Origin of the sequence: Rhodococcus sp. F64268 (assembly GCF_023015605.1) — a bacterium.
Taxonomy (GTDB): domain Bacteria; phylum Actinomycetota; class Actinomycetes; order Mycobacteriales; family Mycobacteriaceae; genus Rhodococcus.
In genome coordinates this window covers 31,331-55,366 of sequence record NZ_JALKAI010000011.1, presented here as the reverse complement: position 1 = coordinate 55,366, position 24,036 = coordinate 31,331, and the positions used below count along the sequence as shown (strand labels likewise).

Sequence of the window (24,036 nt, the reverse complement as noted above, 5' to 3'; positions counted from 1 at the left end):
TCCGACCGCTCCGCCCCTACACCTGATTCGACGCAGCCCGCGCCGGATCGGTTCCGCTCGATCCGAACTACGTCGAAGATTTCTCACACCGGCTCCACTGTGTGCACAGCCTGTTCGCATTCATTTCTGATTCCGGTCCATTCGTCGGCGAGGAACTGGCAGCCGATCGAAATCTGGATACCGGGCATGACGACGACCGACCACCGCACCGTGGAGAACTCGTCGGGCACCTCGAGGTAGGAGATGACCGGACGATCACCGAAGCGTGTGTCCGACTCGATATCTCGGATCACATCGCTACGCGCCGCCGCGCGCGCTGCAAGACTGATCGCCACCGCATCCGAATCCATCCCGTCCGCCAGATGTGAATACACGACCACAATCCTTCGATCGGGCCCTGAATCCGGCAACAGCTCGGCCCGTCCCGGCTGCTGTGCATCGGAATCGCGTATACGCCAAGACGATGGGAGGTCCAGGCGCACGGGACCCAGATCGATCGTGGCGAACTCGGGGTCGTCCGCATCCGGCGAGGCCGTGGCGGAAGGGCTGTCGGTAGGTTCGGCCACGTCGGTACTGCCGGTGACACCGGTGTCCGCGACGATCTCGCCGGTACCCTCACTACCCGATGTGAGCACCATCGCGGCAACGACGATGACCACGAGCAGCGCCCCCACGAGCACCCAACCCGATATCGGGCCGCGTGACGGCTCGGGCATCGGGGCACGGACGTCCCGCAGCCACTGCGCCGTCGACGTACCGGCATCGCTCTCTGCGGCCCCGGCCCGCCCCTCACTCGACTCGGACACCTGCGTGAGCGGTGCAAGCATCTCCGATGCTGCGACGGGAACAACCCGGATCCCGCGTCCGATCCGCACGCCCAACCGCGTGCACAATTCGACACCCGCTGGCTCACCCGGAACGCCCGTCACCAGCAGGACATCCGGATCGACTCGTCCGGCGACCGCTTCGATCAGAGACCTGAGGCATGTGGTGCCGTCGTCGGAATCCACCTCGTCGACCACCAGGCCCGGATCCCTCGCAACACGGTCGATGACAGCACGCCCACCGCCACCCTGTTCGAGCGAGGTCGCCGTGACCCCGTCCGTCTCGACCTCGAGCGTCACACATCGTTCGTCCGGAGCCACCTCGACTGCGTCGCATGCCGCGACCGCGGCCGGTATCAACTCCGCATTGCGCGCCACGTTCCGAACGGCGGTGTACAGCGCGTCACGCCGCCGCGCACTCCACTTCGTGGGATGCACCGCGACGACAGTTCCCGTGCTCGGGGGCGCACCGACCGCTGCCGCGGCATAGCGCATCAGTCCGGTGAGCATCTCGACGGAGTCATCCGCAAACACGTCGGTCGTCTCGAGTGCCGCCGCGGCGTCTCCGAAAACCCACCCGTCGCCCAGCCTCCCGGCGATGGCGGGCACGTACCGGATTCGTTCGCCACGGCGCGCACACACGCCTGACGCTCCGATGTGGAGTCCCAGCACATCCGTGCTCACGACGGTTGCAGTCGGGCTGTCTGGATGAGTTCGTTACCGTTGCGTCGCACGAGGATTCCTCGTCCGGGCGGCATCGGACCGGGCCGTGCAGTGCCGATGAGCGCGCCCTCGTCGCGACTTCCGCACATGATCAGGCCCGGCGTGGACAGTTCCCGCAACCGGGCGATGACCGGTTCGTACAGCGCTCGACTCGCACCGCCCGCGCGCCGCGCGATGATCAGGTGCAGACCGATATCCTTCGCCTGCGGAAGATACTCGAGAAGCGGCGTCAACGGATTCTGACCGGATGACGCAACCAGGTCGTAGTCGTCGACGATGACGAACACCTCGGGGCCCGTCCACCATGATCGGTCGCGCAGCTGCTGCTGGGTGGTGTCGGCGCCCGGAAGCCGTCGTTCGAAGATCCCGGCGAGTTCGACGGCCATCGTCGACAGCACGGACCCGCTCGGCGCGTAACCGCCGAGATGGTCGCCTTCGACCACCCCGAGCATGGTCCGGCGGTAGTCGCCGATGATGATCCGTGCCTGCGCCCCGGTGTTCGACTCCATCAGACTCCGGCAGATCCCGTGGAGCAGCGTGGTCTTCCCGCACTCGGAATCTCCGAACACCAGCAGATGGGGACTCTCGGCGAAGTCGAGGGCCACCGGAGCGAGCTCCGCCTCGTCGATCCCGATCGGCACGCGTAGCCGTTGCGCGACCGGTGCGTTGGACGAGATCGGCCAGCCGCCCGGAAGCGCAGCGAGCACGGCCGCGCGGTCGACCTCCTCCGGCAGCATCCTGACAGCCGGCGCGTGCCCCCCCGGAGTTGCCGCAGCGATCGCGGCGACAGCCGCGGCCACGCCCTCGCTGAGATCGTCGACACCTGCACTGCCGTCGACCCGCGGCAGTGCAGCCAGTACGTGAAGTCCGTCCCGCTCGATTCCTCGGCCGGGCCTGCCCTCGGGTACCAGCGCCGCCTTCTTGCGCCCGTATTCCGAATCGGCCGGGTCGCCGAGACGGAGTTCGAGGCGCGTTCCGAGGTGGTCACGCAGTGCCGGCCGGACGTCCCACCACCGCGGTGCACTGATGACGACATGGATTCCGTAGGACAACCCGCGCGACGCCAGGACACCGACACTCTGCTCGAGTGGCTCGAAGTCCTCCCGAATGCTGGGCCAGCCGTCGATCACGAGGAAGACATCGCCGAAAGGATCTGCGGAGACATGCGGGGCACCGTCGGCACGCAACCGTCTCATCTGCGACATCGATTCGAGCCCCCAATCGCCGAACTGCTGCTCTCTCCGGCGCAGTAGCCCCATGAGTTCCGCGACGGTGCGCCGAACCCGATCCGCGGCAAGACGATTCGCCACGGAACCGACGTGTGGGAGGCCGGAGAGCCCGGCCAGAGTGCCGCCACCGAAATCGAGGCAGTAGAACTGGACCTGCTCAGCTGTGTGGGTAGCGGCCAACGAGACGATCAGGGTGCGCAGCAACGTCGATTTACCCGATTGCGGACCTCCGACCACGATGGCGTTGCCTGCAGCTCCCGACAGGTCGACGACCAAAGGGTCCCGACGCTGCTCGAAGGGCCGGTCGACGATCCCGATCGTCGTCCGCAAAGTGGACTGGCGCAGCACATCTCCGGTGAGCAACGAGTGCGACAGGATTCTGTCGAGGCTCGGCGACTCGTCCAGCGGCGGAAGCCACACCTCGTGTGCCGGGGTGCCGTGACCACGGACCCTGCCGACCACGACGTCCAGGACGGTGCGGCCGCCGTCGGTCGTGGTCGCCTCCGTGTCCGGGTTCGGATCGCTCACCGGCGGGACCGGCAGGGGGGCTCCCCGATCGGCAGGTACATCGCGGGCCGTGAACACCCGCGGGCCGACAGTTCCCGCGGACGCCGTCCGGCTCCTGCGCGCCGGTCGGCCGGGTTCGTACGGCCCCGAAACGTAGGCTGCATCGAAACGCACGATCTCCGCGGAATCGCATTTGAGGTAGCCGGCACCTGGCGTGGGTGGCAGGCTGTACGCATCCGGAACACCGAGAACGCTGCGGGATTCGTTCGCAGAAAAGGTCTTCAATCCGATCCGGTAGGACAGGTGGCTGTCGAGACCACGCAATTTTCCTTCGTCGAGCCGCTGACTCGCCAGCAGCAAGTGCATGTGCAGCGACCTGCCGAGACGACCGATCGCCGCAAAGAGGTCGGCGAATTCGGGCTGCTGGGCGAGCAGCTCCGAGAACTCGTCGACGACGATGAACAACGCCGGCAACGGTGCGAGCGGAGCACCGGCGCTCCTGGCTCTTTCGTAGTCACCGACATTCGCGAAGTTGCCTGCCGCTCGCAACAGCTCCTGCCTGCGGGTCATCTCGCCCTCGAGTGCGTCTTTCATCCGTTCGACCATCGCGAGCTCGTCGGCCAGGTTGGTGATGACTGCTGCAACGTGCGGACTCCGATCGAGCCCGAGGAAAGTCGCGCCGCCCTTGAAATCGATGAGGACGAGGTTGAGTGCATCCGGTGAGTGCGTTGCGACGAGGCCGAGCACGAGAGTCCGCAGGAACTCGCTCTTTCCCGAACCCGTGGCACCGATGCACAGGCCATGCGGACCCATGCCGTTCTCCGCAGACTCCTTCAGGTCGATCTCGACGGGAGCGCCGTCCACACCGATACCGATCGGGACTCGCAGCCTGTCGCGACCGGATCTCGGTGCCCAGGCCTGCAGCGGATCGAGTCGTGCAATGTCGCCGAGTCCGAGTAGGTCCTGCCAATTCTCGATGCTGCCGGTATCGGCTCCGTCGTCCGTCGCGAACTGAGTAGCGGCCCGATACGGGGCGAGTCGGCGTGCCAGGGCCTGCGATTGCGGGGCACCGATCCCGTCGGCCTCGGCAAAGGTCTCCACGGAACTGCCCGTTCTCGCGCCGAGACGACCGTTCTCCACGACCAGCTGCAGCCCACGATGCGCCGCGAGCCGCGGCGCGAACCCGGAGAGGTCGAGGAGTGTCACCGAGTCGAGCCCCTCGTCGAGGAGGCCGGAACCGGATCCGGAGACCCCGCCGTCGATGACGATCAGCAGTTGCGGGACGGTTTCGACGGCGGGTGCGTTGCGGACGAACCGTCCGCGCGACGACAGGTGAACACCGAGGACCGTCTCGAGTTCGAGTACGGAACCGAACACCATGCGGGTGCTGCCTGCCCCGTCGCGCGCCTCGGGATGCTGCGCGTGAGGGAGCCACTTGACCCACTCCCATTCCGCGGCGGTGTCCGGTCCGCAGACGACCGCGACCTGGAGTACATCGGGTGCATGAAAGGTGCACAGTTGAGCGAGCATCGCCCGGGCCAACTGCTGTGCGGCCTCACGGTCGCCACTGATACCGACCGACGCGAATCCACGCATCGACACGGCCGTCGGGAGCGCAGGCACCACCGAGTGCGCGCGAACGAAGCGGCGCAGCGACACCGCGGCAACCGGTTCGAGATCCTCGACCGGGCCGGTCTCGGGAGCGATCAGCTTCGTCGCGAGTCGCTGTCCCCCCAGGCCCACCCGCACGTGGCAGAAGTCCGCGTCGGAAGTTCGGCGTTCCCACATCCGGACCGTCCCGACGAGGGTCCACAACAGCGCCGGGTCCGGGTGGGTCCATTCGAGGGCCCGCCGCTGCGCCGACCCTGTCTCGGCGACGTCGCCCCGCAGGGTGTCGAGGTAGCGCAGGTAGTCTTTGCGATCCTCGTTTGCCTCGGCAGTTTTCGCGCCACCGCCGCGACCGCTGTTGGCGAGCATACCGATCATCGACACCATCATCATCAGCGGGAAGACCAAAGCCATGGGGCTGCGCGCCATTCCGGAGCCGAACATGAGCGCGACCATGCCTATCATCGCCGCAACCATCACCAGGGGCAGCAGCTTCATGAGCAAGTTGCCCGGTGTTGCTCTCGGAATATCCGGTGGCGCCTGCAGACTCACTTCCCCACCGGGTGCGCGTGGCGCATCCCGACGCACTCGACGCGCGAAACGAATCGTGCTCATTCCCCATCCCCCGTACACACCGGCCGCCGACAACGACCTTCCCCCCACGGTCGTGGAAGAGTAGCGCACCGCAACAAGTACAGCCACGGCGATGTCGTAAGGTCTGCGTCGTCGAAAGGTCCGCGCCACCTTCGGTCTCCGGGTCGGCGCACGAACGACGGGGGGAACAATCGATGACGGCTGCACCGACGAGCCCGAACGTACCCGGTGCGGTAGCGGCACCGGAATTGTGCCGGATCACAGTGCTCACCAAACATTCCGAGGTCGATCTGGCGCTGCCACTCGGCGTGCCGGTCGCCCTCCTGCTGGCCGGAATCGTCGATCTGGTGGCTGCTCACCGTCCCCACAACGACTTCGACCGCACCCCCGAACGGGTCCAGCCGGAAACCTGGACTCTCGCCCGGATAGGCCAGGAACCGCTCGCGGGTGCGTTGAGTCTCGACGAGCTCGGGATCCGCGACGGCGAGGTGCTCGTCCTCGCAGAATCGTCCGCGCCCTCGTCGCCGCCACTGTTCGACGACGTGATGTACAGCGTGGCGGTTGCGGGCCGCGACCGATTGCGTCGTTGGTCCGATCGCACCGCGGCGGTGGTCGGGGCCGCGGTCGCAGCGGCCGCGATCACGCTCGGGTGCGGGTTGCTGCTCCTGTTGCCGTCGTCCGGAAGCGAGCGAATGGTCGCGGGAATCGCCACTGCCGTACTGGCACTCCTGCTCGTGACCGCGGCAGCTGTCATCGCACGTATCTACCTCGACCGGTCTATCGGGTTGCTGCTGGCGGTCTGCGCAGCACCCGCGTCCTTCGTCACCGGGATGCTGCTGGTTCCTGGCGATTTCGGCGCCCCCCACCTGCTGCTGGCCACGATCCTGACCGGCGCGGTCGGCATGATCACGGTCAACGTCACGACGGTCGGACTCTCGACGTTCACTGCGATCTCGACGGTCTCGTCGGTTGCGACGATCGCACTGATCGTCGCGACTGCGACCGACACGCCGGTACCTGCGCTCGGCGCAGGTATCGTCGTGACCGCGCTGCTGCTGGTGACCTTCGCCGCCCGCGCCGCCGCGCTCCTCGCCCGCCTTCCCCTTCCCCCGGTTCCGGCGCCCGGCACCTCCCTCGACCCCGTGGTTCCAGATCCGGACGACGAGAATCCGCCGCCCACGTTCGAGGAGCTCGAAGCGAGAACCGCGCGTGCGCGAGCTCATCTGACCGGGTGGATCTATGCGGTGGTCGTGCTCGCGACGGCCGGTGCGTGGTGCGCAGCGTGGCCGATGCAGGAGTCGGGTGTCTCCTGGCCCGGAGTCGCACTGGCGGTCGCGACGGGGATCATCCTGATGTTCCGAGGTCGCACCTACATCGGGTCGGAGCAGGCGGCGCCGATGATCCTCGGTGGTGCAATCCTCCTCCTCGGCCTGGTGGTCGGTGCCGGGCTTTCCGGAAGCATTGCTCCACAGGTGCTCTTCGGGGTCACTGTCGTCTTGTTCGTCGGCGCCCTGGTCCTCGGGGTCGTTGTTCCGCGCCGCACATTCACACCGGTGCAGCGGCGGATCAGCGAACTCACCGAGTACGCCGTCATCGCCGCGATCGTGCCGCTGGCATGCTGGGTTGCCGGCCTCTACTCCGCGGTCCGTGGGTTGTGAGCGACCTCCCGGCGCTCTCGCGGCGGGCGACACATCGTCGACGGCTCACCGCTGCCTCGCTCGTCACCGCTCTGGTCGTCACGATCGCGGCAGCGGGACCGGCCACCGCAACTCCCCCCGTCCCCGACAGCGGACTGCTGCCCGCCGCGGGCGAACCCGGGGCCCCGGAGGCGACCGAACAGCGCAATATGTGCACCCGGGGCAGGCCTGTCGCCGACAGCCTGCAGCGACCGCTCGCACAACGCATCATGAATTTCGAGCGGGTGTGGCCGCTGACGCGCGGTGCAGGTCAGATCGTGGCTGTGATCGATACGGGAGTGAACCCGCACCCGCGACTCCCCCGACTCACCCCGGGCGGCGACTACGTGGCTACCGACGACGGCACGGTCGACTGTGACGCGCACGGGACCCTCGTCGCCGGTCTCATCGCGGCGCAACCGGTCGCGGGGTCGGGATTCGCCGGCGGCGCCCCCGACGTCGAGGTCATCGCCATCCGTCAATCCAGCCGCAACTATTCCGACCGCTCCGCCGGCGACGAAGCGGCCGCGCAGAACTCTCCCGGTTACGGTGACGTGCGCACCCTGGCGTCTGCGGTGCGGCATGCTGCAGACCTCGGCGCCACCGTCATCAACATCTCGGAGGTCGCGTGCACGCTCGCGGTCGACGGGATCGCCGACGGACCGCTCGGCGCGGCAGTCCAGTACGCCACCGACGTCGAAGACGCGGTGGTGGTCGCGGCGGCGGGGAACAAGGATGTGTGCCGGGCGGGGAATCCTCCTGCAGCGAATCCGCTCGACCCGCAGGCAGATCCGTGGGATTCGATCACGACGATCGCCTCCCCCGCCTGGTATGACGACTATGTGCTCACGGTCGGCTGGGTCGAAGCCGACGGCACACCGTCCGACGAGAGTGTTCCCGGGCCGTGGGTGGATGTCGCAGCGCCCGGAAACGGCATCGTCTCCCTCGACCCGTTCTCCGACGGTCTCATAGACGCACAGGTCGGCGCCCAGGGTCCGGTGCTGCTCTCCGGAACGAGTTTCTCCGCACCACTGGTCTCTGCAACAGTCGCGTTGGTGCGAGCCCGCCATCCCCACCTCGACGCCCGCGCCGTGATGGACCGCATCGAGTCGACCGCCCACGCACCTGCGGAAGGCTGGAACCCGCGGGTCGGGCACGGCGTGATCGATCCGTTGGCCGCGGTCACCGCACCACTACCGGTCGAGCAGGACCACCCTGCGGCCCCTAGAGCGATCGCAGGCCCCGCGCACGTGGAACCTCCCGACCCGACTGCACGACTCGTTGCATGGAGCGGCGGTGCCGCGGTCCTCGTCCTACTCGTCGCCGCGCTGCTCGCCGCACTGCCCTTCCGGGAACGTGCACGTAGGCGGAGACATGCGAGCAACACTCATTCTCCTGCGCCGATCGGTCCAGGTCGCGGGTCCGGGGCGACACCATCGTGAGCGAGTAACGCCTCGGCATGCCCGAGCGAGGGCCCGGGGGCGAGCAAGCCGATGATCTGCCACGGCGCTCGCGCCGGGTCTCCCTCCAACCCGAGTGCCCTGGCCGCCTCTGCATCGGCTACGCCGTAACGGACACCGGTGTCTGCGACGTAGAACAGTGCACCTCGGCGTTCGCTGTCGGGGACGACCGACGTCGTCTGCACGAATGTGCCACGCCCCGGAGGAATATGGACGGCATCCACGTTCGGTCCCGGTCCGTCGGCCTGCGCGGGCTCGACCGGGATCGCGTCCTCGGCAATCGGCAGGGCTTCACCCGCCGACAGCACCAGACCCGATCGTCGCTGATCCTCGGGTCCCGCTTCCGGTTCCCATGTCAGACACCCGACGGGCCTGTCAGCGGGCCCGAGGATCGTGGGTACGACCGTGGGAAACGTGCCGACCTCGAGGTGCTGTACCGTCGGCGCGTCCGCGAGAGTGTCGGGCGGAACGATCGGAATCTCGGCGATGCCCTGTGAATCCGACGTATGAATGATCTGTGCAGTCGCGCTCGACACCTCCTGCACGCCATCGCTCAGTACGACGTAATAGCGCTGACCGTTCGGTTCCGCGAGTCCGACAACAGATCCGACGCGAAGACCACCTATCGGCACTCGCGGGATGCTCCCCGCATCCGGGATGTCCGGCGCGGTGAGCTCCGGTAGTTCCGGGAGTGCCGCGAGCAATCCTGCGCCTACGGGCCTCGCCGACCCGAGGTCGAGTCCCAGGACCCGCGTCAGTGCGCGGTCCTGCGGATCGATCTCGGCTCTGCCGTCTCCGTAGACGAGGTGGAATTCCCCCTCGGAGGTGATGAGGAGCGCTTCGTCGTCGTCGAGCGGGCCACCGACACCGGAATACTCGGGCACGCCTGCCGAGACCGCGGTCGTGACGAACTGCCGTCCGCCTGAATCGACCGTGTCGCACACGGTCCAGGGTGTGTCGTGTCCGACGTACGCCAGGGACGACGGAGCACCGGGAATGCCGACGAGCGGCCCTCTGGGACGGGCCTCCAGTTCCTCGTCGGCTACGACGGTCGGTTCGACGGGATCATCGAGCACAAGCCGCGCGGATGCGAGATTCATCGCGGGATGGAATGTTCCGTCGATCGCAACGTAGAGCGCACCGGAATCCCTGCCGACCACGAGTTCCGCATTGCCGATCTTGTCCTGGGGCCGGAACAGGGCCAACGCGGCGCACCCGGCAAGAACCAGGCAGGCGATCACCGCCCCCACCATCAGCGACCGCGACTGTGAGCGCATGGGGTCATGGACCATGCGCACGTCTCGGCGAACGAGCGCATGCTCCATCCGTCTCATCAGAAATCGGTAACCGCTTACCTGCCATCGAGTGGTGGGTTGCGATGCCATGTGTCCTCCCCCGTGCGGCACACTCACTGCCGCAACACAGTACAGTTGCACATCGGGAAGTTCGGGCGCGCACCCACAGGGCCGCCCGATCGGTGTCGGGGGGAGCGCTGTGGATCGAACTGTGTCCGAGGTCGTGCGGGAAAGATCCGTGTACGAACGGCCCCGCCTCATCTCACGGATCGTCATGGCGCAGTGCGCTGCACTCGTGGTCTGGATCGCAGTGGCCGTGTCGGGTGCGCCCCCATGGGCGGCAGCCGCCGCAGCGGCTGCCACCGCGGTTCTCATGCTTCTCCGGGTCCGCGGCCTCGGTGTGATCGACGCTGCGATGACGCTGTTGCGGTACAGATTTCCGAGAGCACACGCCTGCGCGGAGATCCGCGATGCAGCACAGCCGACCGGCCGGCCGATCGGTTTACGTTGGGACGGAACACAAGTAACTGCGGTCGTCGAGGTGCTCGCACCTGCTGGGGTCATCACACTGCTGGCACGAGATCGTGCCGACTCGTCGCTGACTCTGCCCTTGGGCGCGCTCTCCGGCTGCCTGCGCCGACACGACGTGACCCTCGACGGAATCGATGTCGTCGTCCACGGTCGACGCGTATTGGACGCGACGCCCGCGGGGCAGGTCTATGCGCAGCTGATCGGCCCCCTGCCTGCTGCCGCGATGCGCACGGTGTGGGTTGCACTACGCCTCGATGCGTCGACGTGTCGCGACGCCGTGGACCGGCGCGGCGGTGGCGCCCGAGGCGCGACCCGCACGATCACTGCGTCGGCCCGGCGAGTGGTGCGTGCGCTGAGCGATTCCGGCTGCGAGGCAAGGCTGCTGACCGCACAGGAGATCCGATCTGCTGCCCTCCGGATCACTCACGGCGCCGATCCGCTGACGGCAGAGGAGTCCTGGCGTCATGTCCGCCTTCCCACCGGCTACAGCACGGGTGGGGTACTCGATCCGCGGCGACTCGACGCGCGCACCCTGACCGAGATCTGGACCCACCCGTCACTGTCGTCGACGGTGACGGTGCGCATGCGCCCCGGGTCCTTCGGCACGACACGGGTCGGAGGCCTCGTCCGGTACACCACCCGCACCCACGAGGCACCGCTCGCCTCCGGTGTGCGCACCGTCCACGGGCGCGAGCGTGAAGTGCTGCTCGCATCCCTGCCGTATGCGGCGAACGGACTCGAGGACATCACCGATCTGCGCAGCGTCGGTCGTGGATCTCTCGACGAGTTGGCACTGCCCGTCGCGGGCTGCGGTCAGCTGATCGGCTCGGACGAGTCCGGACGAGCAGTCGCGGTACGCCTCACCGGCCCCGGAGTGGACTCGGTCCATGTGGCGGGCGAGTTGTATCTCGCGCAGCAGATCGTATTCCGCGCGGTGGCGGTCGGTGCGCGCGTGGTGATCCACACCGATCGCGCCGATGCCTGGCGCCCACTGCTGAACGGTGCCGCATCACCGGATCGACTGCGGATCGCCGGCGAGTATCCCGACGACCGCGAGTTCGACACCGTGGTCTTCGACGGAGTACGGCCGACCGGCAGGCGGCACCCCGGCACGATCCACGTGCATGCACACCCGGATCAGTGGCCCCGCGAATCTCCCACCATTGCCATCGAACAGCCGAACGGATTCGGCAATCGGATTGTGCTCACCACACATCGAAAGCGGATGACACTGACGCTCGTCACCATCGCGGCCGAGTCCGCCCACATCGGACGCCCCCGCACCATGGAGTCCGTCTCTTCGCGGTGAGCATCTTCGCGGTGAGCATCTTCGCGGTGAGCATCCGCGCACGGCATGGGTCGTCGATCCATGTGACGACGCTTCGAACACCGTTCCCGACCTCCTCCCGACCGTGAACGGCCGGGCTTGCGCCGACTACGGTGCGGTCAGCCCGGGTACGGGCGTGATCTCCGGCCACACCTGACTGCGTGCACCCACCACTCCAGCTGCCCGAGCATCCGCTCGGCGGCGTCGATGGCCGCACCATCGCGCGTCGTACCGTCTGCGTCGAAGGCGTGCTTGACGCGGTGGAAGCTCACGGACTCCCGCACCGGCACCATATGAACCTCCACGACGACCTGCCGTAACTGCTCGACCGCACGGAGCCCACCGGACAGCCCGCCATAGGACACGAATCCGACCGGCTTCGCGCGCCATTCATGCTTGACACTGTCGATGGCTGTCTTGAGCGCTGCCGGATAACCGTGGTTGTACTCGGAGGTGACCACGACGAATGCTTCCGCCGCATCGATCCGCCGCGTGAACGCCTCGACTTCGGATCCTCCCGAAAGCTCTTGGGGTAACGGCGTCCGAGCGAGATCGATGATGTCGATGTCGAACTCCTGAGCATCTACCGTCGAATAGCGTCTCGCCGCCTCGGCGAACCAGTTCGCGACGACAGGGGCGACCCTGCCCTCACGCACACTCGCCACGATGATCCCGAGCCGGATCGGTACCTGCAGCTTCTGGTCCATGCCCCGATCGTAAGGTGCCTCAGGTCGTCATACCGTGGGTCAGAAGCGCCGCGAGTTCGCGATAGGCCTGCGCGTCGTCGAGACCGGTCTGCTGCGCCACCTGCCGCTGCTGGATACGCACCATCACTGTGGCAATGACGTCGGCGACAAAGGCCGCGTGCACGTCGCGCAACTCGCGGGCATCGACGCCGTCCGAGATCAGTGCCCGGATCCGGCCGGCTGCGAGGCGGGTGTTGCGCTCGTACACCTCCCGCGCGACCGGTGTTGCGGCGATGTCCTCCATGAAGCGGGCCGATGCGGGTTCGAGCTGCCTGCCGACGGATTCGAGGTAGGTGCGGATGCGCGCCTCGGCTCCTGCGGCGTCCGCGATGTCGGCTTCGACACGCTCGGTTGCGCCGCGAAAGAAATGGACGGTGACGGCGTAGACGAGTCGGTCCTTGTTCTCGGCGAGGGCATAGAGCGTCGATTTCGAACACCGCAGACGAGTTGCAATGTCCTCGAGAGTGAAGTGCGCGAATCCTTCGGCCAGGAACAACTCGACAAGCTGGTCGAACAGTTGCGCCTGCCGTGCAGTGGTGCGCCGTACCCCTACTCTTGCCATACTCGATACAGTACTGCAGTATCACTCCTAGTACTATTTTGTGTATCCGTCTTCTGCGAGGAGTTCCGCCGTGCCCGTCGAGCGCCTGTTACCCACCCCCGAGGCCCACGACCTGATCGAGCTCACACGCGACGTCGCCGACAAAGTACTCGCACCCCGCGTCGTCGAACACGAACGCAACGAGACCTTCCCGGAAGGTGTGTTCCCCGCGCTCGGCGCAGCCGGACTGCTCAGCCTCCCCTACGCCGAAGAGTTCGGAGGCGGAAATCAGCCGTACGAGGTGTACCTCCAGGTTCTCGAGGAACTCGGCGAACGGTGGGCAGCCGTCGCCGTCGCTGTGAGCGTGCACGGCCTGTCGTGCTTCGCAGTTGCGACGCACGGCACCGACGAGCAGAAATCCCGGTGGCTACCCGACATGCTCGGTGGCGAGACCATCGGCGCCTACAGCCTGTCCGAACCGCAGGCCGGCTCCGATGCAGCGGCCCTGACCTGCCGGGCTCAGGCGACCCCAGGCGGATATCGAATCAACGGCTCGAAGGCGTGGATCACCAACGGCGGCAAAGCGGACTTCTACACCTTGTTCGCGCGGACGAGCGACACCGGCAGCAAGGGCATCTCCTGTTTTCTGGTGCCCGCCGGAACTGACGGCCTGACTTTCGGGAAGCCCGAGGAGAAGATGGGCCTGCATGCGATCCCGACCACCGCAGCCCATTACGACGATGCTTTCGTTCCCGCCGAGCGTCGCATCGGCGCCGAGGGGCAGGGCCTTCCCATTGCGTTCAGCGCTCTCGATTCAGGACGACTCGGCATCGCTGCCGTCGCGACCGGACTCGCTCAGGCCGCTCTCGACGAAGCAACCGCATACGCGAAGGAGCGGAAGGCCTTCGGCAAGGCGATCATCGACCATCAGGGTCTCGGTTTCGTTCTGGCCGACATGGCTGCCGCCGTCGACTCCGCGCGCGCAACCTACATCGATGCCGCTCGACGTAAGGACGCAGGTCTTCCCTATTCACGTCAGGCCTCGGTCGCAAAGCTGGTAGCCACGGACGCCGCGATGAAGGTTACGACCGACGCCGTACAGGTCCTCGGTGGGTACGGCTACACGCGTGACTTTCCCGTCGAGCGGTTCATGCGCGACGCGAAGATCACCCAGATCTTCGAGGGCACGAACCAGATCCAGCGTCTCGTGATTGCCCGGTCACTGGCCGGCTGACCTGCGCCGTAGCCCCATCGGGCAGGAGTTCACGGAACGAGACAGCCCACCTCCCTCCAGATTTCGACGCAACCGAGGATTGATACCGCCAAGGTGGGGTATGTCTGTGGTGGGCGACCGAGGCCCTCACCCCCCATCGGGGGCCGAGGCCGCCCCCTCAGGTCCGAACCGGGCCGAGGCTCACCGAACGAAGGAGGAAACCATGGTTCTCGGATCACTCGGCGCCACCCTGCTCACTCTGCTCGCCGGCTTGGGCATCCTCCTCTGAGGGCTCACCACAACTCCTACGCGCTCGGGCAAGATAGTGTTCGCACGAGCAGACTTCGTCCTGCCCACCGGACCGTCCGGCGCACGGGCCCGCATTACGGGTGACAGCGGCGTGTCGCCTCGCACCCCGGGGGTGACACGCCGCAGATAGTGCGGTCAGGCGCTCATGGCCTCCGAGAGCAGGGGCCAGGATTCATGCAGCGCGTCTTCCCAATATCCCCACGTGTGGGTTCCCTCGGCGCGGGTCGAGTAGGTCGCCTCGATTCCGAGCCCATCCAGCTCGGTGCGCAGCCTGTCCGTGCACCTACTCACCGCGGTCTCGATCACCCCGAGCAGCGCTATGTCGGGTATGACTGCGGGTCCGTGTTCATCCCACGCGCGGGCTTCGTGCACGCCGGGTAGTCCCCCGCTCGACGACACGAACACTGCGGTTCCCCGCAGCCGCTCGGCATTGCGGATCACATCCCGCTCCACCCAGTACGGACCATCGATCGGTCCCCACATGTTCTCGACGTCACCACCGCCGAGGCCCACCACCATCTCGACATAGCGGCTGCCCTCGACCGTCGCAGTCTCGGCACAACCGCTGTACGATGCGACGGCCGCGTACAGATTCGGCGCATGCTCGGCGAGCGCGAGCGCCGATGTTGCCGACATGGACACACCCGCGATCGCATTTCGACCGCTCGCACCGAGGGCAGCGTCGACTATCGGCGGTGCTTCTTCGGTGAGGAATGTCGTCCACATGTTGCGACCCAGCTCCGGATCGTCTGCAAGCCAATCGGTGTAATAACTGAACGCACCGCCTACCGGCGTGACGACATTGACATCCTTGTCGCCGAAGAAATCCATGACATCGGTCTGTTTGCGCCAGGTGGCGTCGTCGACACCACCGCCGGCGCCGTTGAGCAGATACAGCACCGGACGCGCGGCGCTGGTGTCGGCGGGACGGATCACCTGAAGCTCGATCGTGCGCTCCATCGCTGCGGAGTAGACGAACAGAGACCAGTCACGGTCGGAACGCCGGTCCACACGCTCGAGTGTGGCGACACCGTATTCAGCGGTCCCGGTCTCCGTTGCGGGCGGGGTGTCGGCATGGACGGTGCCGGGCGCGGGGCCACCTGTCATCGCGACGACCGTGACCGCAACAGCCGCTGCGAACGCATACCGTGTTCCAGCCAAGGTCGTTCCCCTCATCCGCAGCAGCCACGGGCGATCGGCCCGCGCGTCTCCCGTGTCTCCGAATTGCGTGCAGCAAGATCCTCATCAGCAGGGTAGTCGACGCGAACGAGCGAGAGACCGTGCGCGGGAGCGACTGCGACAGAGGCAGCGCGTCGACGTTCGTCGAGGAGAGCGGTCATCCATTCGACCGAGCGGCGACCCTCTCCCACCGCCAGCGCCGCGCCGACGAGACTGCGAACCATCGACCAGCAGAACGCGTCGGCGCTCACATGCGCGGTGAGAATGTCGCCGGACCGGATCCAGTCGTAGCGCTGGAGTTCACGAACCGTGGTCGCGCCTTCGCGCCGCTTGCAGAATGCCGCGAAATCGTGAAGTCCCAACAATGACCGGGAGGCGCTCTGCATCGCACCGAGGTCGACGCTCTTCGGCCAGGAAACGGTGTCGCGGGCACGTAGCGGGTCGGCTCCGTACACGGCCGTTGTCACGCGGTATTCGTAATGACGGCGGACCGCGGAGAAACGCGCATCGAAATGTTCCGGCGCAACCGATATCCCCGTGACTCGGACATCGCGTGGGAGGAACCGCGCGAGACGACGGACCCAACGCGACGGGTCGTCGGGCAGCGCCTCGGTGGGCACGTCGACGTGGGCGACCTGCCCCCTCGCATGTACACCGGCATCGGTGCGTCCGGCCACGGTGAGAAGCAGAGGTGCCCGCACGATGGCCGACAGCTTCTCTTCGATCTCACCGCACACGGTGCGGCGGCCGGGCTGACGGGCCCAACCCGAGAAATCGGTTCCGTCGTACGAGATGTCGAGCCGAAGGCGCGTGAGGTGCTCACCGGGGGTGTCCGATGCGACGAGCCCGCCGTCCCTGAACGGGGCGACGGGCTCGTTCGATTCAGCTGGTGCCGAAACCAAGTGGACTAGTCCTTCTTGGCCTCGTCCGCCTCGGTCGCGTCAGCGGCCGTTGCGGTGGTGTCTTCGATCGCCTCGACGACAGCATCGGCGTTCTCGACCTCGGCGTCGGTGGCGTCGGCCGTGGTGGCCTCCACCACGTTCTCCTCGGCAGCCGGTGCGGCCTGCGAAGCCGCCACACGCCGAGCGCGATCGGCTTCGGACGAGACCGTCTTCTCGCGCACGAGCTCGATGATCGCCATGGGCGCATTGTCGCCCTTGCGCGGCATCGTCTTGATGATGCGCGTGTAGCCGCCGTTGCGGTCCTCGAACGAGGGACCGATCTCCGCGAAGAGGGCGTGCACGACGTCCTTGTTGCGGATGACCTTCAGCACCTCACGACGCGAAGCCAGCGTGCCGGCCTTTGCGTGCGTGACGAGCTTCTCGGCGTACGGGCGCAGGGCCTTGGCCTTGGCCTCGGTGGTGGTGATGCGGCCGTGCTCGAAGAGCGCGGTGGCCAGGTTGGCGAAGATCGCCTTCTGGTGCGAGGCCGACCCGCCGAAGCGGGCGCCCTTCTTGGGCTTGGGCATGATTTTCTCCTAGTAACGGACCGTGAGCTGCTACAGCTGCTCGGTCTCGGCGTAGTCCTCGTTGCCGTCGGTGTCGCCGAACCCGGCGTCGGTGTCGCTCCAGGTACCGGTGGCGGCGTCATAGCCGGCAACACTGCTGGGATCGAAGGACGCGGGGCTGTCCTTCAGCGACAGGCCGAGCGAGTGCAGCTTGACCTTGACCTCGTCGATGGACTTCTGACCGAAGTTGCGGATGTCGAGCAGGTCGGATTCCGTGCGTGCCACCAGCTCGCCGACGGTGTGAACACCTTCGCGCTTCAGGCAGTTGTAGGACCGGACCGTCAGGTCCAGATCCTCGATCGGAAGTCCGAAGGAGGCGATGTGGTCGGCCTCGGCGGGCGAGGGACCGATCTCGATGCCTTCTGCTTCGACGTTCAGCTCACGAGCCAGACCGAAGAGCTCGACAAGAGTCTTGCCTGCCGACGCGAGTGCATCGCGTGCAGCGATCGAGTTCTTGGTCTCCACATCGAGGATCAGCCGATCGAAGTCGGTGCGCTGCTCGACGCGGGTGGCCTCCACCTTGTACGTCACCTTGAGCACCGGCGAGTAGATCGAGTCGACCGGGATACGGCCGATCTCGGCGCCGGATGCCTTGTTCTGGACGGCGGGGACGTAGCCGCGACCGCGCTCGACGACGAGCTCGACCTCCAGCTTGCCCTTGTCGTTCAGGGTGGCGATGTGCAGATCGGGATTGTGGATCTCGACACCGGCCGGCGGAACGATGTCCGCTGCGGTGACGACGCCCGGGCCCTGCTTACGGACGTACATGGTGACCGGCTCGTCCTCTTCCGAGCTGACCACGAGGCCCTTGAGATTCAGGATGATGTCGGTGACATCCTCCTTGACACCGGGAACCGTGGTGAACTCGTGGAGCACACCGTCGATGCGAATGCTGGTGACGGCGGCACCGGGGATCGAGGAGAGCAGGGTGCGACGAAGCGAGTTGCCGAGCGTGTAGCCGAAGCCGGGCTCGAGCGGCTCGATGACGAACTTCGACCGATTGTCGGCGAGGACCTCTTCGGTCAGAGTGGGTCGCTGCGAGATGAGCATGAGTTGCCTCCTTGTGGGCGTCCGCTATTTGACGCCCTAGTGGTGGTGTGGTGTCCTCCCGCCCGAGAAGGCAAGGAGGACACCACGGCACGAAGTGCCCGGTGGCCAGAGCACGAAGCTCCGACCACAGAGCACGAAGCGCTCTTACTTCGAGTAGTACTCGACGATGAGCTGTTCCTGCAGCGGGATCTCGATCTGCGCGCGCTCGGGCAGCTGGTGGACCAGCACCCGCAGACGCGGACCGACGACCTGCAGCCACGCGGCGACCGGGCGCTCGCCCTGGGTCTCACGCGCGATCTGGAACGGCAGCGTGCTCAGCGACTTCTCACGGACATCGATGATGTCGTACTGGGAGACGCGGTAGCTCGGGATGTCGACCTTCTTGCCGTTGACCAGGAAGTGTCCGTGGGACACCAGCTGGCGGGCCTGGCGGCGGGTGCGCGCGAGGCCGGCACGGTAGACGACGTTGTCCAGGCGCGACTCGAGGATGGTCAGCAGGACCTCACCGGTCTTACCCGGGCGGCTGGCTGCTTCCTCGTAGTAGCGACGGAACTGCTTCTCCATGATGCCGTAGGAGAAGCGTGCCTTCTGCTTCTCCTGCAGCTGGAGCAGGTACTCGCTCTCCTTGATCCGCGCGCGGCCGTGCTGGCCGGGCGGGTAGGGGCGACGCTCGAAGGCCTGGTCGCCTCCGACCAGGTCGACGCGGAGACGACGCGACTTACGGGTAACGGGACCGGTATAACGTGCCATGACTTAGAACCTTTTCCTTTCCCGTTGTTAGACGCGACGACGCTTGGGAGGGCGGCAGCCGTTGTGCGGCTGGGGCGTGACGTCGGAGATGGTGCCGACCTCGAGGCCTGCGGCCTGGAGGGAGCGGATCGCGGTCTCGCGGCCCGAACCCGGGCCCTTGACGAAGACGTCGACCTTCTTGACACCGTGCTCCTGCGCCTTGCGGGCAGCGTTCTCGGCGGCGAGCTGCGCGGCGAACGGAGTCGACTTGCGCGAGCCCTTGAAGCCGACGTGGCCCGAGGACGCCCAGGAGATCACGTTGCCCTGAGGATCCGTGATCGAGACGATGGTGTTGTTGAAGGTGCTCTTGATGTGAGCAGCGCCGTGCGGGACGTTCTTCTTGTCCCTGCGCCGTGCCTTCTGGGTCTTCTTCGGACCGGTGGTGCGTGACTTGGGAGGCATTACTTCTTCTTTCCTGCGACGGTGCGCTTCGGGCCCTTACGGGTACGAGCGTTGGTCTTGGTGCGCTGTCCACGCACGGGCAGACCACGACGGTGTCGCAGGCCCTGGTAGCAGCCGATCTCGATCTTGCGACGGATATCCGCCTGGACCTCGCGACGAAGGTCACCCTCGACCTTGTAGCTCTCCTCGATGTACTCGCGGAGCTTCGAGAGATCCTCGTCGGACAGATCCTTGCTGCGCAGGTCCGGGCTGACGCCGGTTGCCTCGAGGATCTCCTTGGAGCGGGTACGGCCGATGCCGTAGATGTAGGTCAGTGCGATCTCCATCCGCTTTTCGCGGGGAAGATCAACACCTGCGAGACGTGCCATGTGGCATTCCTATTCGGTGTGCGGAGGTCTGCTCCCAGCCCGTCCCCTGCGTAAGAAACTGTGTAGTGACAAACACAGTGGGGCCCCGGCCTCCGAACCGGGGGTATATCGCACAGCTCCGCGACGAATCGCGGATCGTAACCGTGCGACTGGTACTGGAAGGTCTTCTTGCTTGTTGCCAAGCAGATCTTCGCGAGGAAGGTGGATCTAGCCCTGACGCTGCTTGTGACGCAGGTTCTCGCAGATCACCATGACCCGACCGTTACGACGGATCACCTTGCACTTCTCGCAGATCTTCTTGACGCTAGGCTGAACCTTCACGTGCGTCCGATCTCCTGTATGTGCGCCTCCGGATACGGCGTAGCCCTTCCGGAGACATGTTTTTCCCCGACCGTCCGGCCGGGGAAGCCTGTTACTTGTAGCGGTAGACGATGCGTCCACGCGTGAGGTCGTAGGGCGAAAGCTCCACGACAACCCGGTCCTCGGGAAGGATACGAATGTAGTGCTGCCGCATCTTGCCGCTGATGTGGGCCAGCACCTTGTGGCCGTTCTCCAGCTCGATGCGGAACATCGCATTGGGAAGCGGTTCGATAACCCGACCCTCGACCTCGATTGCGCCGTCCTTCTTAGCCATATCCTCCGCGATCCGTTGTTCGACGTGTGGTTGCATCGGTATCCGATACCGTGACGCTCGGCATCCCCGGATCTCCTTTGCGAAGACCACGTCGACGCAGACCGACCGGAGCGCAGCGCGCACCACCGATCGATATTACGGGAACTTTCTCACCTGGCCAAATGGCAATGATGTAAGGAGGCACACGTGCGTGCGCTGATTCAACGGGTCACCACTGCATCCGTCACGGTCGACGGAGCGGAGGTCGCGCGGATCACGCCCCCGGACGGCGGTCACGGTCTGCTCGTCCTCGTCGGTGTCACCCACGACGACGACGCAGCGAAAGCCGCGACACTCGCACGCAAGGTCTGGTCGATGCGGATTCTCGAAGACGAGAAGTCTGCCTCGGACCTGCATGCTCCGCTGCTGGTCGTGAGCCAGTTCACCCTCATGGCGGATACCCGGAAGAGCAGACGTCCGTCGTGGTCGGCGGCAGCCCCCAGACCCGTGGCCGAACCCTTGATCGACGAGTTCATCTCGGCGCTGCGCACACTCGGTGCACATGTCGAATCCGGAGTGTTCGGTGCCCACATGGAAGTGAGCCTCGTCAACGACGGCCCGGTCACCCTGCTCGTCGAGGTGTGACTACTCCGCGCGAAGAGTCAGGATACGAGGACCGTCCTCGGTGACAGCCACGGTGTGCTCCCAGTGCGCCGCACGACTCCCGTCGGTGGTCACCACGGTCCACTCGTCGTCGAGGACGACGGTCTCGTGGGTGCCGAGGGTGAGCATCGGCTCGATCGCGAGCACCGAACCCACCACGAGCTGCGGACCCTTGCCGGGCTTGCCCTCGTTCGGGAGGAACGGGTCCATATGCATCTCGCGGCCGATGGCGTGCCCACCGTAGCCGTCCACGATGCCGTACGGACGACCGTGCAGACGTTCTGCGGCGTGTGTGCCCTTTTCGATCGCGTGGGATACGTCGGTGAGGCGGTTACCCGCGATCATCGCGGCGATACCCGCTTCCATCGACAGGCGCGTCGCGTCGCTGAGGTCGGAGTCGGCAGCGGACAACTCCCCCACCCCGAAGCTCCAGGCGGAATCGCCGTGCCATCCGTCGAGGATCGCTCCGCAGTCGATCGACACCAGGTCACCCTCGGCCAGGATCTCGTCTGCCGAAGGGATGCCGTGCACCACCCGGTCGTTGACCGACGAACAGATCGAGCCGGTGAAGCCGTGGTATCCCAGGAACGACGGAACGGCACCCGCATCACGGATCACCGCTTCCGCCACCCGGTCGAGTTCCAGGGTGCTCACGCCCGGCTTGGCCGCATCTCGTACCGCTACGAGCGCGGCGCCCACGATGGCACCAGCGGCCGCCATCGCGTCGAGCTCGCCGGAAGTGCGGAACGGAACCACTTTGCGCTTGCGCCCGAAACCCATACCGAAAATTCCTGTGTCTACTTGCCGAGCGCCGCGAGTGCGCGCGCGTTGATCTCGTCGACCTCGCCGACAGCGTCGACCGTGATGAGGACATCTGCATAGTGGTCGAGCAACGGCGCGGTCTCTTCCCGGTAGACCCGGAGACGGTTGCGGATGACGTCTTCGGTGTCATCGGCACGACCGCGAGCGAGCATGCGACCGACGACGACGTCCTCGTCGATGACGAACGACAGCACACCGTCGAGAGAAGTGGACAGGTTCTTCAGGATGTTGCCGAGTTCCTCGGCCTGCTCGACGCTACGAGGGAACCCGTCCAGAAGGAATCCGTTGGCGGCGTCGGGCTCTGCAAGCCGTTCGCGCACCATGTTGTTGGTGATCTCCGCGGGGACGAGATCTCCGGCATCGATGTACTTCTTGGCTTCCAAGCCGAGCGCGGTGCCCTGCCCGATATTGGCGCGGAAGAGATCGCCGGTCGAAATGGCGGGAACGCCGAGCTTCTCGGACAGGATTGCGGCCTGTGTGCCTTTGCCGGCACCGGGAGGACCGAGGAGTACAAGTCTCACTTGAGGAACCCTTCGTAGTTGCGCTGCATCAATTGACTTTCGATCTGCTTGACAGTGTCCAGCGCGACACTGACGAGAATGAGCACCGCTGCGCCGCCGAAGATGCTGCTGGCGGTCTGGCCGCCCGACAAGAAGAAGTTCGGAAGTACTGCGATGAGACCGAGGTAGATCGAGCCGGGAACCGTGATTCGGTTGAGCACGTAGCTGAGGTACTCGGCGGTGGGCCTGCCCGGCCGGATACCGGGGACGAAGCCGCCGTACTTCTTCATCTCGTCGGCGCGTTCTTCCGGATTGAACGTGATGGCGACGTAGAAGAACACGAAGAACACGATCAATCCGAAGTACAACGCGATGTAGACCGGGTTGTTCGGGTTGACGAGATATTCGTTGATGATGCGCTGCCACCAGCTCGGCTCGGGGTTGGTGGTCGCGCCGGTGAGCTGAGCGATCAGGTTGGGCAGATACAGCAACGACGACGCGAAGATCACCGGGATGATGCCGGCCTGGTTGACCTTCAGCGGCAGATAAGTCGACGAACCACCGTACATACGGCGGCCCACCATCCGCTTGGCGTACTGCACCGGGATACGACGTTGTCCCTGCTCGACGAAGACGACGCCGGTGATGAGAAGCAGCGCGACAACCAGCACGATCGCGAAGACGAGACCACCTCGGGATTCGAGGATCGTCCGGCCTTCGCTCGGCAGCGCGGACGCGATACCTGCGAAGATCAGGATCGACATGCCGTTGCCGACACCGCGTTCGGTGATCAGTTCGCCGAACCACATCACCACCGCGGCGCCCGCAGTCATGACGAGGACGATCACGACCATGCCGAAGACGCTGTCGTCGGCCAGGATCGGCTCGGAGCAGCCCTGCAGCAGCTGCCCTCGGGCGGCGAGCGCCACGATGCCGGTTGCCTGCAGGACGGCGAGCGCCACAGCCAGATAACGCGTGTACTGCGTCATCTTGGCCTGACCCGCCTGCCCCTCCTTGCGGAGTTCTTCGAATCTGGGGATCACGACGGTGAGCAGCTGCACGATGATGCTCGCGGTGATGAACGGCATGATACCGATAGCGAACACCGACAGCTGAAGGAGGGCACCACCCGAGAACAGATTGATCAGGGAGTAGATGCCGGCCTGTTCACTGCCGGCGAGCTGGTCGACACACGCCTGGACGTTTCCGTAGTCGACGCCCGGGGACGGCACCGAGGCGCCGAGACGGTACAGAGCCACCAGCCCGAGGGCGATGAGGATCTTCCGCCTCAGGTCCGGTGTCCTGAGGGCCGAGACGAAGGCGGAAAGCAAGAATCCTCCTGGCAGGCCGATCGGGAGCGACAGGCCGGATGGGCCCGTCGGACAGTAGACAACTCTAGAACTCTAACAGTGCGCACCCCGACGGCCACCGGTCAGGATCATCCGCGGGACGACGAGGAGGCGCAACGCGCTGCAAGTACGTCACAAGCGTACGGCAGCACAGAGATACGCGAACGGCCGCGGCGCAGTCATCGACTGCACCGCGGCCGTTCGTCAGCCG

At 66.0% G+C, this 24,036-nt stretch carries 22 protein-coding genes; 5 read left to right on the top strand and 17 right to left on the bottom strand.

Translation table 11 applies throughout. The annotated features are described in order from the left end of the window. Positions 1-83 precede the first annotated feature (83 nt). A complete protein-coding gene (locus MWU77_RS25035) occupies positions 84-1,508 on the bottom strand; it encodes a type VII secretion-associated protein (RefSeq protein ID WP_247274691.1) in 1,425 nt (474 codons plus the stop codon). Continuing rightward, positions 1,505-5,506 (bottom strand): type VII secretion protein EccCa, encoded by a 4,002-nt coding sequence (eccCa, locus tag MWU77_RS21165; protein WP_247274690.1) that lies wholly within the window; start codon positions 5,504-5,506, stop codon positions 1,505-1,507. Before eccCa ends, MWU77_RS25035 begins: the two co-directional genes overlap by 4 nt. A gap of 173 nt (positions 5,507-5,679) precedes the next feature. Between eccCa and eccD the strand changes: the two genes are divergently transcribed. Next, the gene (gene eccD, locus MWU77_RS21160) at positions 5,680-7,143 is read left to right on the top strand and encodes a type VII secretion integral membrane protein EccD (protein WP_169685573.1); all 1,464 of its coding nucleotides are present in this window, start codon (positions 5,680-5,682) and stop codon (positions 7,141-7,143) included. After that, positions 7,140-8,603: a type VII secretion-associated serine protease mycosin gene (gene mycP / locus MWU77_RS21155; RefSeq protein ID WP_247274689.1), complete on the top strand. Its 1,464-nt coding sequence runs from the start codon at positions 7,140-7,142 to the stop codon at positions 8,601-8,603. Before eccD ends, mycP begins: the two co-directional genes overlap by 4 nt. Here mycP and eccB read toward each other — a convergent pair. Then, positions 8,549-10,006 (bottom strand): type VII secretion protein EccB, encoded by a 1,458-nt coding sequence (gene eccB / locus MWU77_RS21150; RefSeq protein ID WP_247274688.1) that lies wholly within the window; start codon positions 10,004-10,006, stop codon positions 8,549-8,551. The genes mycP and eccB overlap by 55 nt on opposite strands. A 148-nt stretch (positions 10,007-10,154) precedes the next feature. On the opposite strand from eccB, the gene eccE reads away from it, so the two are divergent. Further along, positions 10,155-11,756 carry a type VII secretion protein EccE gene (gene eccE, locus MWU77_RS21145; RefSeq protein ID WP_247274687.1) on the top strand — a complete coding sequence of 534 codons (1,602 nt, stop codon included), beginning with the start codon at positions 10,155-10,157 and terminating at the stop codon, positions 11,754-11,756. Positions 11,757-11,893: 137 nt separating this feature from the next. Here eccE and MWU77_RS21140 read toward each other — a convergent pair whose 3' ends face one another. Further along, positions 11,894-12,481 carry an NADPH-dependent FMN reductase gene (locus tag MWU77_RS21140; RefSeq protein ID WP_169685567.1) on the bottom strand — a complete coding sequence of 196 codons (588 nt, stop codon included), beginning with the start codon at positions 12,479-12,481 and terminating at the stop codon, positions 11,894-11,896. A gap of 19 nt (positions 12,482-12,500) precedes the next feature. Further along, complete coding sequence (locus tag MWU77_RS21135) at positions 12,501-13,082, bottom strand: TetR/AcrR family transcriptional regulator (RefSeq protein ID WP_247274686.1); 582 nt, start codon at positions 13,080-13,082, stop codon at positions 12,501-12,503. Positions 13,083-13,152: 70 nt separating this feature from the next. Here MWU77_RS21135 and MWU77_RS21130 point away from each other — a divergent pair, with 70 nt between their 5' ends. Next, a complete protein-coding gene (locus tag MWU77_RS21130; RefSeq protein ID WP_247274685.1) occupies positions 13,153-14,295 on the top strand; it encodes an acyl-CoA dehydrogenase family protein in 1,143 nt (380 codons plus the stop codon). 423 nt (positions 14,296-14,718) lie between these two features. Here the strand turns inward: MWU77_RS21130 and MWU77_RS21125 are convergent, their stop codons facing one another. The 9 genes from MWU77_RS21125 to infA all read right to left on the bottom strand — a co-directional run bounded on the left by MWU77_RS21125 (position 14,719) and on the right by infA (position 20,512). Next, entirely contained in the window at positions 14,719-15,759 is a 1,041-nt protein-coding gene (locus MWU77_RS21125; RefSeq protein WP_374229944.1) for an alpha/beta hydrolase, read from the bottom strand. After that, positions 15,756-16,664 (bottom strand): tRNA pseudouridine(38-40) synthase TruA, encoded by a 909-nt coding sequence (gene truA, locus MWU77_RS21120; RefSeq protein WP_247274683.1) that lies wholly within the window; start codon positions 16,662-16,664, stop codon positions 15,756-15,758. The genes MWU77_RS21125 and truA overlap by 4 nt, the downstream gene beginning before the upstream one ends. 5 nt (positions 16,665-16,669) lie before the next feature. Beyond that, a complete protein-coding gene (rplQ, locus tag MWU77_RS21115; RefSeq protein WP_169685556.1) occupies positions 16,670-17,230 on the bottom strand; it encodes a 50S ribosomal protein L17 in 561 nt (186 codons plus the stop codon). Positions 17,231-17,260: 30 nt separating this feature from the next. Next, positions 17,261-18,319 (bottom strand): DNA-directed RNA polymerase subunit alpha, encoded by a 1,059-nt coding sequence (locus MWU77_RS21110; protein ID WP_054715400.1) that lies wholly within the window; start codon positions 18,317-18,319, stop codon positions 17,261-17,263. Positions 18,320-18,463: 144 nt separating this feature from the next. Further along, positions 18,464-19,069 carry a 30S ribosomal protein S4 gene (gene rpsD / locus MWU77_RS21105; RefSeq protein WP_054715397.1) on the bottom strand — a complete coding sequence of 202 codons (606 nt, stop codon included), beginning with the start codon at positions 19,067-19,069 and terminating at the stop codon, positions 18,464-18,466. A gap of 27 nt (positions 19,070-19,096) precedes the next feature. Next, positions 19,097-19,510 carry a 30S ribosomal protein S11 gene (rpsK, locus tag MWU77_RS21100; RefSeq protein ID WP_169685554.1) on the bottom strand — a complete coding sequence of 138 codons (414 nt, stop codon included), beginning with the start codon at positions 19,508-19,510 and terminating at the stop codon, positions 19,097-19,099. After that, entirely contained in the window at positions 19,510-19,878 is a 369-nt protein-coding gene (rpsM, locus tag MWU77_RS21095; RefSeq protein WP_169685552.1) for a 30S ribosomal protein S13, read from the bottom strand. Before rpsM ends, rpsK begins: the two co-directional genes overlap by 1 nt. A 207-nt stretch (positions 19,879-20,085) precedes the next feature. Beyond that, complete coding sequence (rpmJ, locus tag MWU77_RS21090; protein WP_003938068.1) at positions 20,086-20,199, bottom strand: 50S ribosomal protein L36; 114 nt, start codon at positions 20,197-20,199, stop codon at positions 20,086-20,088. Between the two features lie 91 nt (positions 20,200-20,290). Further along, the gene (gene infA / locus MWU77_RS21085; RefSeq protein WP_006554587.1) at positions 20,291-20,512 is read right to left on the bottom strand and encodes a translation initiation factor IF-1; all 222 of its coding nucleotides are present in this window, start codon (positions 20,510-20,512) and stop codon (positions 20,291-20,293) included. Between the two features lie 186 nt (positions 20,513-20,698). Here infA and dtd point away from each other — a divergent pair, with 186 nt between their 5' ends. Next, entirely contained in the window at positions 20,699-21,136 is a 438-nt protein-coding gene (gene dtd, locus MWU77_RS21080) for a D-aminoacyl-tRNA deacylase (protein ID WP_169685550.1), read from the top strand. Here the strand turns inward: dtd and map are convergent, their stop codons facing one another. The 3 genes from map to secY are packed head-to-tail and all read right to left on the bottom strand — an operon-like array spanning position 21,137 to position 23,807. Further along, complete coding sequence (gene map, locus MWU77_RS21075) at positions 21,137-21,934, bottom strand: type I methionyl aminopeptidase (protein WP_169685548.1); 798 nt, start codon at positions 21,932-21,934, stop codon at positions 21,137-21,139. It lies immediately after the preceding gene. Positions 21,935-21,951: 17 nt separating this feature from the next. After that, positions 21,952-22,497 (bottom strand): adenylate kinase, encoded by a 546-nt coding sequence (locus tag MWU77_RS21070; RefSeq protein WP_169685546.1) that lies wholly within the window; start codon positions 22,495-22,497, stop codon positions 21,952-21,954. After that, complete coding sequence (gene secY, locus MWU77_RS21065) at positions 22,494-23,807, bottom strand: preprotein translocase subunit SecY (RefSeq protein WP_169685544.1); 1,314 nt, start codon at positions 23,805-23,807, stop codon at positions 22,494-22,496. Before secY ends, MWU77_RS21070 begins: the two co-directional genes overlap by 4 nt. Positions 23,808-24,036: the final 229 nt, after the last annotated feature.